A 14,965-nucleotide genomic window follows, 5' to 3' on the forward strand; every position below is an offset into this window, starting at 1 on the left:
CGCCGTCCTTCTCCTCAGGCGAACCGGCGGGCGAAGGCGACGCAGGCGACGATGACGGCGGTGACCGCGACCATCGAGGCGGCCACGGGCTCGCCGAGCAGCAGCCCGGCCAGCGCCAGCCCGAAGAAGGGTTGCAGCAATTGCAACTGCCCGACGCTGGCGATGCCGCCGCGCGCCAGCCCGCGATACCAGAACACGAAGCCGACGAGCATGCTGAACACCGAGACATAGGCGAGCCCGGCCCAGGCCGGCCAGCCGATGGCCTGCCATGAGCCCGGCAGCGTCATCAGCGTGACGACCGCCATCAGCGGCGCCGAGAGCACCAGCGCCCAGGAAATCACCTGCCAGCCGCCGAGACGCCGCGACAGCGCCGCACCTTCGGCATAACCCAGCCCGCAGAGCACGATGGCGGCGATCATCAGCAGGTCGCCGGCCGGCGACGACGCGCCGCCGTTCAGCAAGGCGAAGCCGACCACCGTGGCGCTGCCGAGCCCGGAAAACAGCCAGAACAACGGCTTCGGCCGCTCGCCGCCGCGCAGCACGGCAAAGACCGCCGTCGACAACGGCAGCAGGCCGATGAAGACGATGGAGCGGGCCGAGGTGATATGCTGCAGCGCCAGCGCCGTCAGCAGCGGAAAGCCGACGACGACACCCAGCGCCACGACGGCCAGCGACTGGAGATCGCGCCGCCCCGGCCGCGCCTGCCGCAAGACGGCGAGCAGCGCCGCCGCCAGTGCCGCCGCGATCAACGCCCGCGCCGAGGTCAGGAACAGCGGCGACAGATCGGCCACCGCCACCCGCGTCGCCGGCAGCGAGCCGCTGAATATCACCACTCCGAGCAGTCCGCTGCCCCAGCCATCGATCGATGTCTTCATCGTGTCCTCATGATGCCGAGCGAGGGCGATCGCCCCGCTTTTATTGATGATACTATCGGTAAAGCGCTGGCCAAGTCAGATACGGATCAATACAATCCTCCTAAACTGTATGGGTCATGAAAGGCACACACTTGAGCGAACCCGAACACATGCCGACACGCGCCAGCCGCACCCTCGACGTCATGAAGGCAATCCGGGCCAAGATTGCCGGGCGCGCCTTGTCGGCGGGCGACCGGCTGCCGTCGATCCGTGCTTTCGCCGCCACCATGGGCGTTTCGCCTTCGACGGTGGTCGAGGCCTATGACCGGCTGGCGGCGGAGGGCTTGATCCGGGCGAGGCCGGGTTCGGGCTTTTATGTCTCGGCCGGCGCCCTGCCGCCGCTGTCGCTGGCCGGGGACCGGCCGCAGCAGGATCTCGCCGTCGATCCCTTCTGGGTGTCGCGGCAATCGCTGGATGCCGATCCCGCGGCGCTGAAGCCCGGCTGCGGCTGGCTGCCGGCCGAGTGGATGCCGGCCGAGGCGCTGCGCCGGGCCTTTCGCGCCGTGGCGCGCGGCGGCGACGGCCTGCTGGCGGAATATGGGGCGACGCGCGGCGCACCGACGCTCAGGCGCATCCTGATGGGCCGTTTTGCCGAGGAGGGGCTGGAGATTGCGCCCGACCAGGTGCTGCTGACCGGCTCGGGCACCCAGGCGATCGATCTCGTCTGCCGGTTGCTGCTGCGACCCGGCGATACGGTCCTGGTCGACGATCCCTGCTATTTCAATTTCCGGGCGCTGCTGCGCGCGCATCAGGCGAAGATCGCAAGCATTCCCTATACGCCTTCCGGGCCCGATATCGCCCGGTTCGAGGCGGTGCTCGCCGCCGAACGGCCTCGCCTCTACATCACCAATTCCGCCTTGCACAACCCGACCGGCGCGACGCTTTCGCCCCGGACCGCGCACCGCCTGCTGACACTCGCCAGCGCCCACGACCTCGTGATCGTCGAGGATGATATCTTCGCCGATTTCGAGCCGGAGCCGTCCGCCCGGCTGGCCTTGCTGGACGGCCTGAGCCGGGTGATCCGCATCGGCAGCTTTTCCAAGACCCTGTCCGCCTCGGTGCGGTGCGGCTATATCGCCGGCCGTGCCGACTGGATCGCCGAACTGGTCGACCTGCAGGTGGCGACCAGCTTCGGCGGCCCGAGCCCGGTGGCGGCGGAGCTGATCGCCGGCGTCCTCGCCGGCGGCGGCTATCGCAAGCACATGGAGGAACTGCGCCGCCGCCTGTCGCGGGCCAGGCGCGAAACGGCCGAAAAGCTCGCCGGCCTCGGCATCGTGCCCTGGCTGATGCCGCGCGGCGGCTTTTACCTGTGGTGCCGCCTGCCGCAGGACGTCGATTCCGCCGCGCTTGCCCGCGCCGCCATCGCCGACGATGTCGTGCTGGCGCCGGGCAACGTCTTCAGCGCCTCCCGTTCCGCCGCCGGCTTCATGCGTTTCAACGTCGCCCAGTGCGGCGACGCCCGGGTGATGGCCACCTTGCGCCGGGCGATGGCCGCTGCCCCGTCGGCGCCGGATACGGCGAATTAACCTGCAAGGCGCAGAGTGCGGTGCGGGTCTTCATGGCCGTGGCATTGCAGGCCGGGCAGCAAGTGCCGAACTAAGAAGGGGCTGACGAGATGCGCAGAATGGTTTGGGTGGACGCGGCCAAGGGTGTCGGCATCATCCTCGTTTGCTTCGGTCATGTCTGGCGCGGTCTCGACAATGGCGGCCTCCTGGCCAATGCGGCGCTTTTCAGGGCCGTGGACGTGGCGATCTACCTGTTTCACATGCCGCTGTTCTTCATCCTGTCCGGCGTGCTGTTCCAGAAATCGGTGGAGCGCAAGGGCATTGCCCGTTCCGCGGCGCTGCGCATCGAAACGCTGATCTATCCGCTGATCCTCTGGGCCTATGTGTTCGCCGCGTTTCTGTATCTGGCGGCGTCGGTCACCTCGCGGCCGCCGCTCTCGGGCTGGGAAATCGCAACCTTTCCCTTTCCGCCCAAGGATATCTTCTGGTTCGTCTGGGCGCTCTTCCTGGTGCAGATCGTCTCGCTGCCGCTGACCCGTCTGGGAACGGGCGCGCTGGCGACCGTCCTCGTCGCCGCGATCGCCCTGGTGTTCGCCACGACGGAGCACGAAATCCATTCGACGGTTCAGCCGGCGATCCGGCATCTTCCCTATTTTCTCGTCGGCATGATCTGGGGCCGCCTGCTGGCGCAGCCGCCGCACGACCGGCCGAAAGCGGCGATGGCCGGCCTTGCGGTTACGGCGTTCCTTGGCGCGGAGGCCTGGATCCTCGCCTATCCGCAGATGCTGCCGACGGCCTGGGGTTTCGTCGGCGGCGGCATCGCGGCGGCGGCGGTCTGCTATGTCGCCTTCGCGCTCGCCCGCTTTCTGCCGGCCAGGGTCGCGGCCGGCCTGGAATTCCTCGGCGGCGCGGCGATGGCGATCTACCTGACGCATATCTTCTTCCTGTCGGCGACGCGGCTGGTTCTGGTCAAGCTCGGCATCGCCTCCGCGCCCGTGCATCTGCTGGTCGGCACGGCGGCGACCCTTCTCGGGCCGCTGGCGCTCTATTGCATCGCCCGCCGATTCGGCCTGATGCGTCTGGCCGGCTTCGGCCCGGCGCCGCGCGCCGCCGAAAAAGCGCCGCCGCCGGCAGCAGGCCTGCCGATATCCACCTCGATACGCTAAAGCGCGTCGCGATCCCGCAGGCTCGCTCCTGCGCCTAGATCTTTGATTTTTCGCATGTCGCTGTCGCAAAACCGCCGCGCACTTCTGCGCGACATGCCCTCGCGTTTCGGAACGCCACGGCGATTCCTAAACTTGTCTGACGAATTATTTGTAAGATGCCCGAAAAGAGAGCACACTCTCCTGCGGGCCGAAAGCTCGGCCCCTTGAAATTGGAGGGGTGGAATGACAGTCAAGAATCCGTCGCCCTCGTTGTACAACGAGGATCTCGCGCCCGCCGAGGAGCGCAAATGGGGTGCCTTCAGTATCTTCAACGTATGGACCTCTGATGTCCATAGCCTGTGGGGTTATTATCTCGCCGCCAGCCTGTTCCTGCTCTGCGGCAGCTTCGTCAATTTCGTCATCGCCATCGGCATCGGCTCGCTGGTGATCTTCGTGCTGATGAGCATGGTCGGCAATGCCGGCGTGCGCACCGGCGTGCCGTTCCCGGTGCTGGCGCGCGCTTCCTTCGGCACGTTCGGTGCCAATTTCCCGGCGATCGTGCGCGCCATCGTCGCCTGCTTCTGGTATGGGGCGCAGACGGCGGCGGCCTCGGGCGCCATCGTGGCGCTTCTGATCCGCAACGACTCGATGCTCGCCTTCCACCAGAACAGCCACATGCTCGGCCATTCGACGCTGGAAGTCATCTGCTACGTCATCGTCTGGGGCCTGCAACTTCTGATCATCCAGCGCGGCATGGAAACCGTGCGCAAGTTCCAGGACTGGGCCGGTCCTGCGGTCTGGATCATGATGCTGTTCCTGTCGATCTATCTGGTCGTCAAGTCCGGCACCTTCTCGTTCGGCTCGGAAATCCCGCGTGACGTGCTGATCGAAAAGACCAAGGATGCCGGCGTTCCGGGCGAACCGGGCTCGTTTGCCGCATTGGCCGCGGTGGCCGCCACCTGGATCACCTATTTCGCCGCGCTCTACCTGAATTTCTGCGACTTCTCTCGGTATGCCACCAGCGAAAAGGCCTTGCGCAAGGGAAATCTCTGGGGCCTGCCGATCAACCTGCTGGCCTTCTGCCTGGTCGCCGGCATCACCACCACGGCGGCCTATGCGGTCTATGGCGAGGTGCTGCTGCATCCCGACCAGATCTCGGCGAAATTCGACAGCTGGTTCCTGGCGCTGCTGGCAGCGCTCACCTTCGCGGTGGCGACGCTCGGCATCAACGTGGTCGCCAACTTCGTCTCGCCGGCCTTCGATTTCGCCAACGTCTTCCCGCGCCAGATCAATTTCAAGCGCGGCGGCTACATCGCGGCGCTGATCGCGCTGGTGCTCTATCCCTTCGCTCCCTGGGAGACGGGGGCTGCGCATTTCGTCAACTTCATCGGCTCGACCATGGGTCCGATCTTCGGCATCATGATGGTGGATTATTACCTGATCCGTAAAAGCCAACTGGATGTCGAGGCGCTCTATCACGAAGACGGCGAGTTCCGCTTCCAGAACGGCTGGCACGGCAATGCCTTCATCGCCTTTGCGGTGGGCGGGCTGTTTTCATCGATCCTGCCGACCTTCACCACCATCCTGCCGGACTGGTGGGCCACCTATGGCTGGTTCTTCGGCGTCGGCATCGGCGGCGGCGTCTATTACCTGCTACGCATGGGCGCCCGCCGCAACCCGGCCTTTGCCTGAACGACAAGGGGCGAGGGGCCTTGCGCCCCTCGCTCCAGATTGCGACCGGCCAGATCGCCGGAAAACGCACCGCGTCCTCGAACTTTCCGAATGCGTAATCTGTCTTATGGAACTGGAGCCGGCATCGGCGGCGAAGGTATCCGGTGCGCCATAGAGAGGACGATTGTCGATCGGCGCATCCTGTGCGATCCTGCGCATGGAGGAATTCGGGATGGCGTCGACCCTATCGCATATACGGGAGATCGAGCGTGTCGGCATGGGCGTCGTCAGCCCGCGTGATGCGCCGGTGATAAAATCCTGGCTGCGCTGCCTCAACGACTACAAGCTCGACCCGGCGATTGCGCAGGAAGCCTATATCGTTCCCGAACCGAAGCTGCGCGAGCACCGCGAGCAGGCGGAAGAACTGATCCGCATCGGCCGTTCCGGTCTCGAAGGGCTTTTCAATCAGGTCGCCGGGCAGAATTATGTGCTCTTGCTGTCGGATGCGCGTGGCGTTACCGTCGATTTCATGGGCGATCCCACCTTCGACAACCAGTTGCGAAAAGCGGGTCTCTATCTCGGTTCGGAATGGTCGGAGAACCGGGCGGGCACCTGCGCAGTCGGGGCCTGCATCGTTTCCGGCGAACCCGTCATCATCCATCAGGACGATCATTTCGACGCCAGCCATATCGGGCTGACCTGTACGGCCGCACCCGTTTTCGACACGCTCGGCGATCTCACCGCCGTGCTCGACATTTCCCAGCTCCGCTCGCCCACCGTCAAGGCGAGCCAGCAGCTCGCGCTGCATCTGGTTTCCGCCACGGCGCGGCGCATCGAGCTCGCAAACCTCATGACCCGCACCCGCAACGACTGGGTGCTGCGCCTTGCCCGCTCGCCGGAGTTTCTGGATGTCGATCCGGACGCCGCCATCGCGCTCGACGGTTCCGGCCGCATCACCGGCATGACCCATGGCGGTTTCGGCGCGCTCGCCCGCGCGATGAACATGCGCGGCCTTTCGACGCGCGATTTCCTCGGCCTGCCGATTTCGCAGGTCTTCGACATGGATATCGACGACCTGCCGCGCTTCATGCGCGGCCGGCCGAACGGCGAGCGCCTGTTGCGCGCCAGAAACGGCCTGGTGCTCTTCGCCAGCGCCATCGCCCCTGCCGTCAGCCTGCGCAAGCCGCTGCCGCCGGAGACGCGCCTGCCGCGAGCATTGCGTGACCTGAGCAATGGCGATGCCGCCATGGAGCGGGTGCAGGCACGCGCAGCGAAATTTTCGGCGCGCGATATCCCGATCCTCATTCAGGGCGAGACGGGCAGCGGCAAGGAGTTTCTGGCCCGCGCGATCCATGACAGCTGTGGCGGCGGCGGCAATTTCGTCGCCGTCAATTGCGCCGCGATCCCGGAACATCTCATCGAATCCGAACTCTTCGGCTATGCGCCCGGCGCCTTCACCGGCGCCAGCCAGAAGGGCAAGCGCGGCCTGATCGAGGAAGCAAGCGGCGGCACGCTGTTCCTCGATGAGATCGGCGATATGCCGCTTTCCCTGCAAAGCCGGCTGCTGCGTGTCCTCTCGGAAAACGAAGTGCAGCCTGTCGGGGCGCTGAAGGCGCGCCCGGTTCGGCTGCGCGTGCTCTCCGCCTCGCACCGCGATCTTGCCGAACTGGTGAAGGAGGGACATTTCCGCCAGGATCTCTACTATCGCCTCAACGCCGCGACGCTGAGCCTGCCGCCGTTGCGCGCGCGAACGGATCTCGATTGGCTGATCGACCAGATTCTCGCGCGCATCGGGACGGAAGCCGGTGAGAGCTACCGCCTCGATGTCGCCGCGCGGGCGGCGCTTTGCGCGCATGACTGGCCGGGAAATTTCCGTGAGCTTTCCAATGCGCTGCGGGTGGCCGTCGCGCTTGCGGAGGGCGGTGTCATCGGTCCCGATTGTCTGCCCGACCATCTCCTGACGGCGCCAGCCGCCCTCCCCGCCGGCGGTGACGACGATCTTCGGCGCGCGCTCGGCGAATGCGGCGACAATGTTTCGGCGCTCGCCCGCAAACTCGGGGTCAACCGCTCCACCATCCACCGCCGCCTCAAACGCCTGAACTGACGCAACGCCTGCAACACCTGTTGCACGCTTTCTGTCGCACTGCGCCCAACCCCAGATCCGTTGGCGCCGCAATCTCTTGATAATGCCTGCGGATCCGGCTCATCCGCGATCTGGCACGCCGCTTGCTGCTCCTCCTGTGCAAGAATGACAGGAGGAGACATCATGAAAGCTCTACGCTTCCACGCCGCCAAGGATCTGCGCATTGAGGAGGTCGATGCGCCGCCTCCGCCCGGACCGGGCGAGGTGGTGGTCGAAAACCGCTTCTGCGGCATCTGCGGCACGGATCTGCATGAATATGCCTACGGGCCGATCTTCGTGCCGCGGGAACCGCATCCCTTCACCGGCGCCCATGGCGCGCAAATCCTCGGCCATGAATTCGGTGGCGTCGTCAAGGCCGTGGGCGAGGGTGTAACGCATGTCAAACCAGGAGACCGGGTCTCGATCCAGCCTCTCATCATGCCCCGCCAAGGCGACTATTATGCCGATCGCGGGCTGTTTCATCTGAGCGGAAAGCTCGCCCTTGCCGGTCTTTCCTGGCATTCGGGCGGCATGGCCGGGGCCGCCCTTCTCAACGACTACAACGTGCAGCCCATTCCCGATACGCTGAGCGATCAGGAGGCCGCGCTTATCGAGCCGACGGCGGTGGCGGTCTATGCCTGCGACCGTGGCGGCGTGACCGCCGGCAACAGCGTGCTCGTCACCGGCGCCGGGCCGATCGGCATCCTCGTGGCGATGGCCGCGCGCGCGGCGGGCGCCTCGCAGATCTTCCTGTCCGATCTCAACGACACGCGTCTGTCGCTGGCGCGCGAAGCGCTAGGCGAGGTGCGCACGATCAACCCGAGGACGGAAAAGGTGGGAGACGTCATCCGCGCCGAAACCGAAGGCGGTGTCGGCTGCGACGTCGCCATCGAATGCGTCGGCAACGAACATGCGCTGAAAAACTGCGCGGATGCGGTTCGCAAGCAAGGCGTCGTCGTTCAGACCGGGCTTCACCCCGGCGAAAATCCGCTGAACTGGTTCGACGTGACGTTCAAGGACATCGATATTCGCGGTTCCTGGGCCTATCCCACCCATTACTGGCCGCGCGTCGCAAGGCTGATCGCCAGCGGCCAGATTCCGGCAAGCCGCATCGTCACGAAATACGTCTCGCTCGACGAGGCCGTCGCCGAAGGGTTCGACCAGTTGCTCGATCCCGGCGGCAAGCAGCTGAAAATCCTGATCGACCTTTCCCGATAGGCCGATCCGTCATGCGGGACGGTTGAGGAGCCGTTCCGCCTTTCATCTGAGCAGGAGGAGAAAAAGATGCTCGACAAAACCCCCACCAGCCGCGTTCAGGCGCTTCTCGATACGTTCGGCGCCGCGCTCGAGGCCGGCCGCATCGACGATGCCGTCAATCTGTTCGCGGAGGAATGCTACTGGCGCGACCTCGTCGCCTTCACCTGGAACCTCAAGACCGTCGAGGGACGGGACCAGGTGCGCGACATGCTGCAATCGCAACTTTCCACCGCCAGACCCTCCAACTGGCGCGTCGCGGCCGGCGAGGCGGCGACGGAGGCTGAAGGCGTGCTGGAAAGCTGGATCACCTTCGAGACGGCGACCGGGCGTGGCTACGGCCTGGTGCGCTTCAAGAACGGCCTGATCTGGACCCTGCTGACCGTGCTTTCCGAGCTGAAGGATCATGAGGAGAAATCAGGCTTCACCCGTCCGCTCGGTGCGAAACATGGACAGAACCTCGGCGCGAAGACCTGGAAGGAGGAGCGCGAGGAAGAGGAACGCACGCTCGGCTACGAAAAGCAGCCCTATGTCGTCATCATCGGCGGCGGCCAGGGCGGCATCGCGCTCGGCGCGCGGCTGCGCCAGCTCGGCGTGCCGACCATCATCCTCGAAAAGAACGACCGGCCGGGCGATAGCTGGCGCAAGCGCTACAAATCGCTCTGCCTGCACGATCCCGTCTGGTACGACCACCTGCCCTATATCGATTTTCCGAAGAACTGGCCCGTCTTCGCGCCGAAGGACAAGATCGGCGACTGGCTGGAATTCTATACCAGGGTGATGGAGCTGAACTATTGGACGCGCTCCACCGCCAAATCCGCGAAATGGGACGAGTCCACCAAGGAATGGACCGTCGTCGTCGACCGCGACGGCGAGGAGGTGGTGCTGCGGCCGAAGCAACTCGTGTTCGCCACCGGCATGTCCGGCAAGGCGAACATCCCGGATTTCAAGGGCCGTGAGCGCTTCCAGGGCGAGCAGCACCATTCCTCGCAGCATCCGGGACCGGATGGCTACAAGGGCAAGAAGGTGGTGGTCATCGGCTCGAACAATTCGGCCCATGACATCTGCGCCGCGCTCTACGAGGCTGGCGTCGACGTCACCATGATCCAGCGTTCGACCACCCATATCGTGCGCTCCGATACGCTGATGGATATCGGCCTCGGCGCGCTCTATTCCGAACAGGCGCTGGCGAACGGCGTGACGACGGCGAAAGCCGACCTCATCTTCGCCTCCCTACCCTACCGCATCATGCATGAGTTCCAGATCCCGCTCTACGACAAGATGCGCGAACGCGACGCCGACTTCTACGCCGCGCTGGAAAAGGCAGGTTTCCAGCTCGACTGGGGCGCGGACGGTTCGGGGCTGTTCATGAAATATCTCCGCCGCGGCTCCGGCTATTACATCGATATCGGCGCCTCGCAGCTCATCATCGACGGCAAGGTGAAGCTTGCCGCCGGGCAGGTCGAGGAGATCACCGAGAATTCCGTAAAGCTTTCCGATGGCAAGGAAATCCCGGCCGACGTCATCGTCTATGCGACGGGCTACGGCTCGATGAACGGCTGGGTCGCCGATCTCATCGACCAGGAGACGGCCGACAGGGTCGGCAAGGTATGGGGGCTGGGCTCAGATACGCCGAAGGATCCCGGTCCCTGGGAGGGTGAGCAGCGCAACATGTGGAAGCCGACACAGCAGGAGGCCTTGTGGTTCCACGGCGGCAACCTGCATCAGTCGCGCCACTATTCGCAGTATCTTTCCTTGCAGCTGAAAGCCCGCATGGAAGGCATCCCGACGCCGGTCTACGCCCTCCAGCCGGTACATCACCGGAAGTAGAGCCGGCACGCGGCGCACCATGCCGGAATGCGCAAGGTTCGGCATGGTCGGCGTCCCGCGCACGGCGGCCATGGGCAGGCTCCGTGGCCGCCGCCTGTCACGGCAGCAGGACGATACTGCCCGTCGAGCGGCCGGATTCCATTTCCGCATGGGCGGCGGCCACCTCGTCCAGCCGGTATTCGGACCCGACCTGGGAAACGATGCCGGCCTCGATAGCGCGCAGGGCGCTGATCGCCGCCTCCCGATAGCGGGCGACATCGGCGCACCATGCCATGATGCTCGGATGCGACAGGGATTTTCCGGGGCGCAATTCCTCGACCGCGATCGGCGGGATAGGACCGCCTACCTGCCCGATGGTCGCGGCCGTCCCGAAAGGACGAACCGACCTGACGGTCTTCACCAGCATGCCGCCGCCGATCCCGTCATAGGCGACGTCGACACCCCTGCCCCCGGTCAGCGCGTGCACCTCGGCGACCAGGTCGGCATCCCGGCCGACGATCAGATGATCCGCGCCGGACGCCAGCGCCGCCGCGGCTTTTTCCTGCGAACCGACGGTTCCGATGACCCGGGCGCCCCGCGCCTTGGCGCCGCGCACGAGAAGACCGCCAAGCCCGCCGGCGGCCGCATGAACGAGAATGGTGTCGCCGGCCTTCACCGGATAGGTCTTCTCGAGCAGCATGTAGGCGGTCATGCCTTTCAACAGGGAGGTGGCCGCGGTCTTGACGGCGACGGCATCGGGAAGCTTGACCACCCTTTCGGCCTCGACGATCCGCCAGGAGGCATAGGCGCCGACCGGCGGCCCCGCATAGGCGACCCGGTCGCCCTCGGCAAACTCCAGAACGCCGGAGCCGACCGCCTCGACGATGCCCGCCGCCTCCACGCCGATCACCGCCGGATAGGAAGGCAAAGGATAGAGTCCCTTGCGGTGATAGATATCGAGGAAGTTCGTGCCGATGGCCTGATGCCGGATGCGGATCTGGCCTTCGCCGGGTTCGACCAGGGCCTGATCCCGTATTTCGAAATGCCCGTGCTCACCGGGCGCAACCAGCAGCGCAACTTGATTTGTCATGGCATGTCTCCTTCTGGAGACAACATGCGCCCTGCCCGATTGCTTGAATATTCCCTATTTCCGCCCAATCAATGGGAAGAAATTCACATATCCTGATTGCGATGAGGCTGTGGCTTCCATTCGAAATCGCAAGCGCAGCAGCGGCGGCCGATATATCGTCATGGCCGCGACCGATTGCGTCTGTTTCGGATCAGTGGTCGACGTCTGCTTCGAGCCTGCTCTTCAGGTCGTTCAGGAACGCGGCTGCATGCGCGCCGTCGACCGCGCGGTGATCGCTGGTCAATGTCAGCTCGGCCATCGGGCGCCAGTCCGGCTTACCATCGTGCCATACCTGCCGCCGGACGGTGCTGCCGACGGCAAGGATTGCGACCTGCGGCGGATTGATGATCGCCGTGAAGCGACTGACGCCGAGCATGCCGAGATTCGAAATCGTGAAGGTTCCTCCCGTTACCTCGGCGATACCGATCCTTCCGCTGCGGACCTTGTCGACAAGTGCCTTGCGTTTCCCGGCGATCTCGGCCAGGGACAAGGCTTGCGCGCGATGAATGACAGGGACGGTGAGGCCCCTGTCGGAGGCCACGGCGAGACCGAGATTGACGTCGTCATACTCGACGACACCCTCGTCCTGCCAATGCGCATTCAAGCCTGGATGTTTCGCAAGCGTTGCCGCGCAATGCAGCAGGAGGATATCCGTCACGGTCGCGCCCGCCTGGCGCCGCGCAAGGGCGGCGGTCATGTCCACTTCGACCGTGATCGGAAACATCGGTATGGACCAGGCGGCGTTCATGGCCCGGACCATCAGACGTTGCGTCTTCGAAAGCTCCCGGCGCCGGAAACCCGCTTCGGCGGTTGCCGTCTCGACCATCCCCCAGTCCTCCTCAGGCGGCCTTCGCGAGCGGGGCTGCGCCCGCGCAGCCATATTGGCGCATCTTCATCATGGTCGCTTCGATCATGCGAGAGCGGCCCTCGGCCATGGCTTCCTCCAACTGGCGGTCGCCCTGCGCGAAAACGGCCTCCAGACCGGCGCGGAAGGCATGCCGCAGATCGGTGTCGGCATTGAATTTATGGATGCCCGCAGCCCTGGCTTCCTGGATTTCCCGGTCGCTGAGACCCGAAGCACCGTGCAGAACCAGCGGAATGCCGGTCGCGGCCTTGATTTCACGAATGCGCTGAATGCTGATCGGCGCCTGCGGAATTCCGGGGATGACGCCATGGACGATGCCGACCGAGATCGCCAGATAGTCGATGCCCGTCTCGGCGACGAAGCGGCGCGCCTCTTCCACATCGGTGTAATAGTCTTCCCAGTTCACACTTTCGCCGGCATCCGGGATCTTGCCGAGTTCGGCTTCGACGGGAATGCCATAGGCATGGGCGATTTCGACGAGCCTGCGGGTGGTGGCGATATTTTCCTCGAACGGCAGGTGCGCGCCGTCATACATGACGGAGGAGAAGCCGAGGCGGACGGCTTCCAGCACCTCATCCCAGGAGCCGTGATCCAGGTGGATCACATATTTCGCATTCGAGCGCTCGGCGACACGCCGCGTCATCTCGAAAGCCCGGCGCACGCCCATGTGCGGGATGATGGCGCGGCCCACCTGAAGGAAAATCGGCGATTGCGCCCGCTCCGCCGCCCATACGAGCGCCTCGGTCGTTTCCTCGTTATGCATGTTGTAGGCGCCCACGGCATAGCCGTTGCGCCGTGCATGTTCGATCAATTGCTTCGGATCGGCCTGCGGGGTCATGATGTGCTTTCCTCCAAATTCGCGTTTGTTTCACTCTGCCGCCATGTCGGACGTCTGCCGCGGTTTGCCGGCGACGTCGAAACGGCGGATGTAATTGAGATAATCATCGATCTCGCGCTGCTTCCGGTCTTCGTCCCACCCTTGGCGGGTAGCGAGAATACCGGCCGCCGCCTTGAGAGACCGGCGCCCGCAATTGCCGTTCAGTCCGACCATGATGCGGCGGATCAGCGCGTCCGTCAGGGTGCGGCAGAATTCGTTCTCGAAGGTGAAGACCAGTTCCGCGCCGATCGCGCCGCTGTCCTCATCGATCTTTGCGAGCAGATCGGCGTCCGCGCGGCCGAGGGCGAGAATGTCGCCGGCGCGGGAACCGTAGATATCGACCAGGCGGTCGACCGTCGCCCGGTCGACACCGCCGGCTTCGGCGAGTTCCTGGCGGAGACGCTGCCAGTCTGCGATCCGGGCTCCGGGAAACGGCACCGAGGCTGTATGGCAAGGCGGAGGCTTGCGCCCGAGCCGTCGGAAGATCGCATCGACCGTCTCTTCCGCCAGGCTTCGATAGGTCGTCAGCTTGCCGCCGATGATCGACAGCAGGCCCCGGCATTCGGGCGCATGGTCGTGAATGACATGGCTGCGCGGCACCTTCCACTCGGATTTCGCCGGCACATATGGGAGCGGCCGGACACCGCTATAGGTGTAGAGGATATCGTCGCGCGTCAGCCCTGCCTGCGGAATGAGACTGTTGACCTCGCCCAGAAGGTAGTCGATCTCGGCATCGTCGGCGACGGCGGTATCCGGATCCTCGTCGAACTTCTTGTCGGTCGTGCCGATCAGATAGCGCCCACCCCAGGGAATCACGAGAACGAGGCGACCGTCCACGCGCGACTCGTAATAGACCACATCCGGCGGTGCCCCGGGAAAGGGATCGAGGACGAGATGGCTGCCCTTCGCGCCGCCGATGTGCCGCTTCCCGCCGGCGGCCTGCCCCTTCAATACCGTATCGACCCAAGGCCCTGCGGCATTGACGGCCATGGCGGTGGAAAGCGTATGGCGGGTGCCGGCCAGAAGATCGGTGCAGGTGACCCCCGTCAGTGTACCCCCTTCCTGAACGAAGCCGTCGACGCGGCAATGAGTGAAGATGCGGCATCCTTCGGCTGCGGCCGACAAGGCGACCTCGGTGCACAGGCGCTCGGACCAGACGACCTGTCCATCCATGAAGATGGCGCAACCCTCGAGCCCGTCGCCGTCCATTTCGGGGAAGCGGCGAAGCGTTTCGGCGCGCGACAGGATGGTATGCGAGGCCGTCGTCTTGTCGAAGGACAGGATATCGTAGGCGATCATTCCCAGCCGCAACATCCATCGCGACCGGCGGTTATGGCGGTAGAACGGGATCATCAGCGGGACGGGCTTGACCAGATGCGGGGCGAGGCGGAACAGTCTTTCCCGTTCCCGCAGGGATTCGCGCACCAGTGCGATATCGCCCTGCTCCAGGTATCGAAGGCCGCCATGAATGAGCCGCCCCGACCAGCTGGAGGTGCCGCTGCCGAGATCCTCCTTCTCGACCAGGGCGACGCGCAAACCCCGTGCGGCCGCATCCCGGGCAATGCCGATGCCATTGATGCCGGCGCCGATGACGACGAGATCGAAGATCTCGTCCACCCCTGGCGGCGGCGGTGCCGGTTGGCCGTTGACGCTCATGATGATCGCTCGCGTTCG

Annotated in this window: 11 protein-coding genes; 6 read left to right on the forward strand and 5 right to left on the reverse strand. The window is 65.0% G+C overall.

Going from position 1 to position 14,965, the window contains the following annotated elements:
• Positions 1-14: 14 nt before the first annotated feature.
• The gene (locus P7F60_RS08720; RefSeq protein WP_277917343.1) at positions 15-875 is read right to left on the reverse strand and encodes a DMT family transporter; all 861 of its coding nucleotides are present in this window, start codon (positions 873-875) and stop codon (positions 15-17) included.
• A 149-nt stretch (positions 876-1,024) separates the two neighbouring features.
• Between P7F60_RS08720 and P7F60_RS08725 the strand changes: the two genes are divergently transcribed.
• From P7F60_RS08725 to P7F60_RS08750, 6 genes are all read left to right on the forward strand, one after another.
• Positions 1,025-2,440: a PLP-dependent aminotransferase family protein gene (locus tag P7F60_RS08725; RefSeq protein ID WP_277917689.1), complete on the forward strand. Its 1,416-nt coding sequence runs from the start codon at positions 1,025-1,027 to the stop codon at positions 2,438-2,440.
• A 98-nt stretch (positions 2,441-2,538) separates the two neighbouring features.
• Positions 2,539-3,585, forward strand: coding sequence for an acyltransferase (locus tag P7F60_RS08730; RefSeq protein ID WP_277917344.1), 1,047 nt, complete (start codon positions 2,539-2,541; stop codon positions 3,583-3,585).
• Positions 3,586-3,807: 222 nt separating this feature from the next.
• Positions 3,808-5,256, forward strand: a complete 1,449-nt coding sequence (locus P7F60_RS08735; protein ID WP_277917345.1) for an NCS1 family nucleobase:cation symporter-1 — start codon at positions 3,808-3,810, stop codon at positions 5,254-5,256.
• A 211-nt stretch (positions 5,257-5,467) separates the two neighbouring features.
• Entirely contained in the window at positions 5,468-7,339 is a 1,872-nt protein-coding gene (locus tag P7F60_RS08740; protein ID WP_277917346.1) for a sigma-54-dependent Fis family transcriptional regulator, read from the forward strand.
• A gap of 162 nt (positions 7,340-7,501) precedes the next feature.
• A complete protein-coding gene (locus P7F60_RS08745) occupies positions 7,502-8,575 on the forward strand; it encodes a 2,3-butanediol dehydrogenase (RefSeq protein ID WP_277917347.1) in 1,074 nt (357 codons plus the stop codon).
• Positions 8,576-8,641: 66 nt separating this feature from the next.
• Positions 8,642-10,441 (forward strand): NAD(P)/FAD-dependent oxidoreductase, encoded by a 1,800-nt coding sequence (locus P7F60_RS08750; RefSeq protein WP_277917348.1) that lies wholly within the window; start codon positions 8,642-8,644, stop codon positions 10,439-10,441.
• A 97-nt stretch (positions 10,442-10,538) separates the two neighbouring features.
• Here P7F60_RS08750 and P7F60_RS08755 read toward each other — a convergent pair whose 3' ends face one another.
• The 4 genes from P7F60_RS08755 to P7F60_RS08770 all read right to left on the reverse strand — a co-directional run bounded on the left by P7F60_RS08755 (position 10,539) and on the right by P7F60_RS08770 (position 14,947).
• Entirely contained in the window at positions 10,539-11,510 is a 972-nt protein-coding gene (locus tag P7F60_RS08755; RefSeq protein ID WP_277917349.1) for a quinone oxidoreductase, read from the reverse strand.
• Positions 11,511-11,700: 190 nt separating this feature from the next.
• Positions 11,701-12,375 (reverse strand): 2-oxo acid dehydrogenase subunit E2, encoded by a 675-nt coding sequence (locus P7F60_RS08760; protein WP_277917350.1) that lies wholly within the window; start codon positions 12,373-12,375, stop codon positions 11,701-11,703.
• A 13-nt stretch (positions 12,376-12,388) separates the two neighbouring features.
• The gene (locus P7F60_RS08765; RefSeq protein WP_277917351.1) at positions 12,389-13,252 is read right to left on the reverse strand and encodes a class II fructose-bisphosphate aldolase; all 864 of its coding nucleotides are present in this window, start codon (positions 13,250-13,252) and stop codon (positions 12,389-12,391) included.
• Between the two features lie 30 nt (positions 13,253-13,282).
• On the reverse strand, positions 13,283-14,947 hold the full coding sequence (locus tag P7F60_RS08770; RefSeq protein ID WP_277917352.1) for a glycerol-3-phosphate dehydrogenase/oxidase: 1,665 nt from the start codon (positions 14,945-14,947) through the stop codon (positions 13,283-13,285).
• Between the last annotated feature and the right edge of the window lie 18 nt (positions 14,948-14,965).

The organism is Rhizobium sp. YJ-22, from assembly GCF_029601685.1.
Classification (GTDB): Bacteria; Pseudomonadota; Alphaproteobacteria; order Rhizobiales; family Rhizobiaceae; genus Metarhizobium.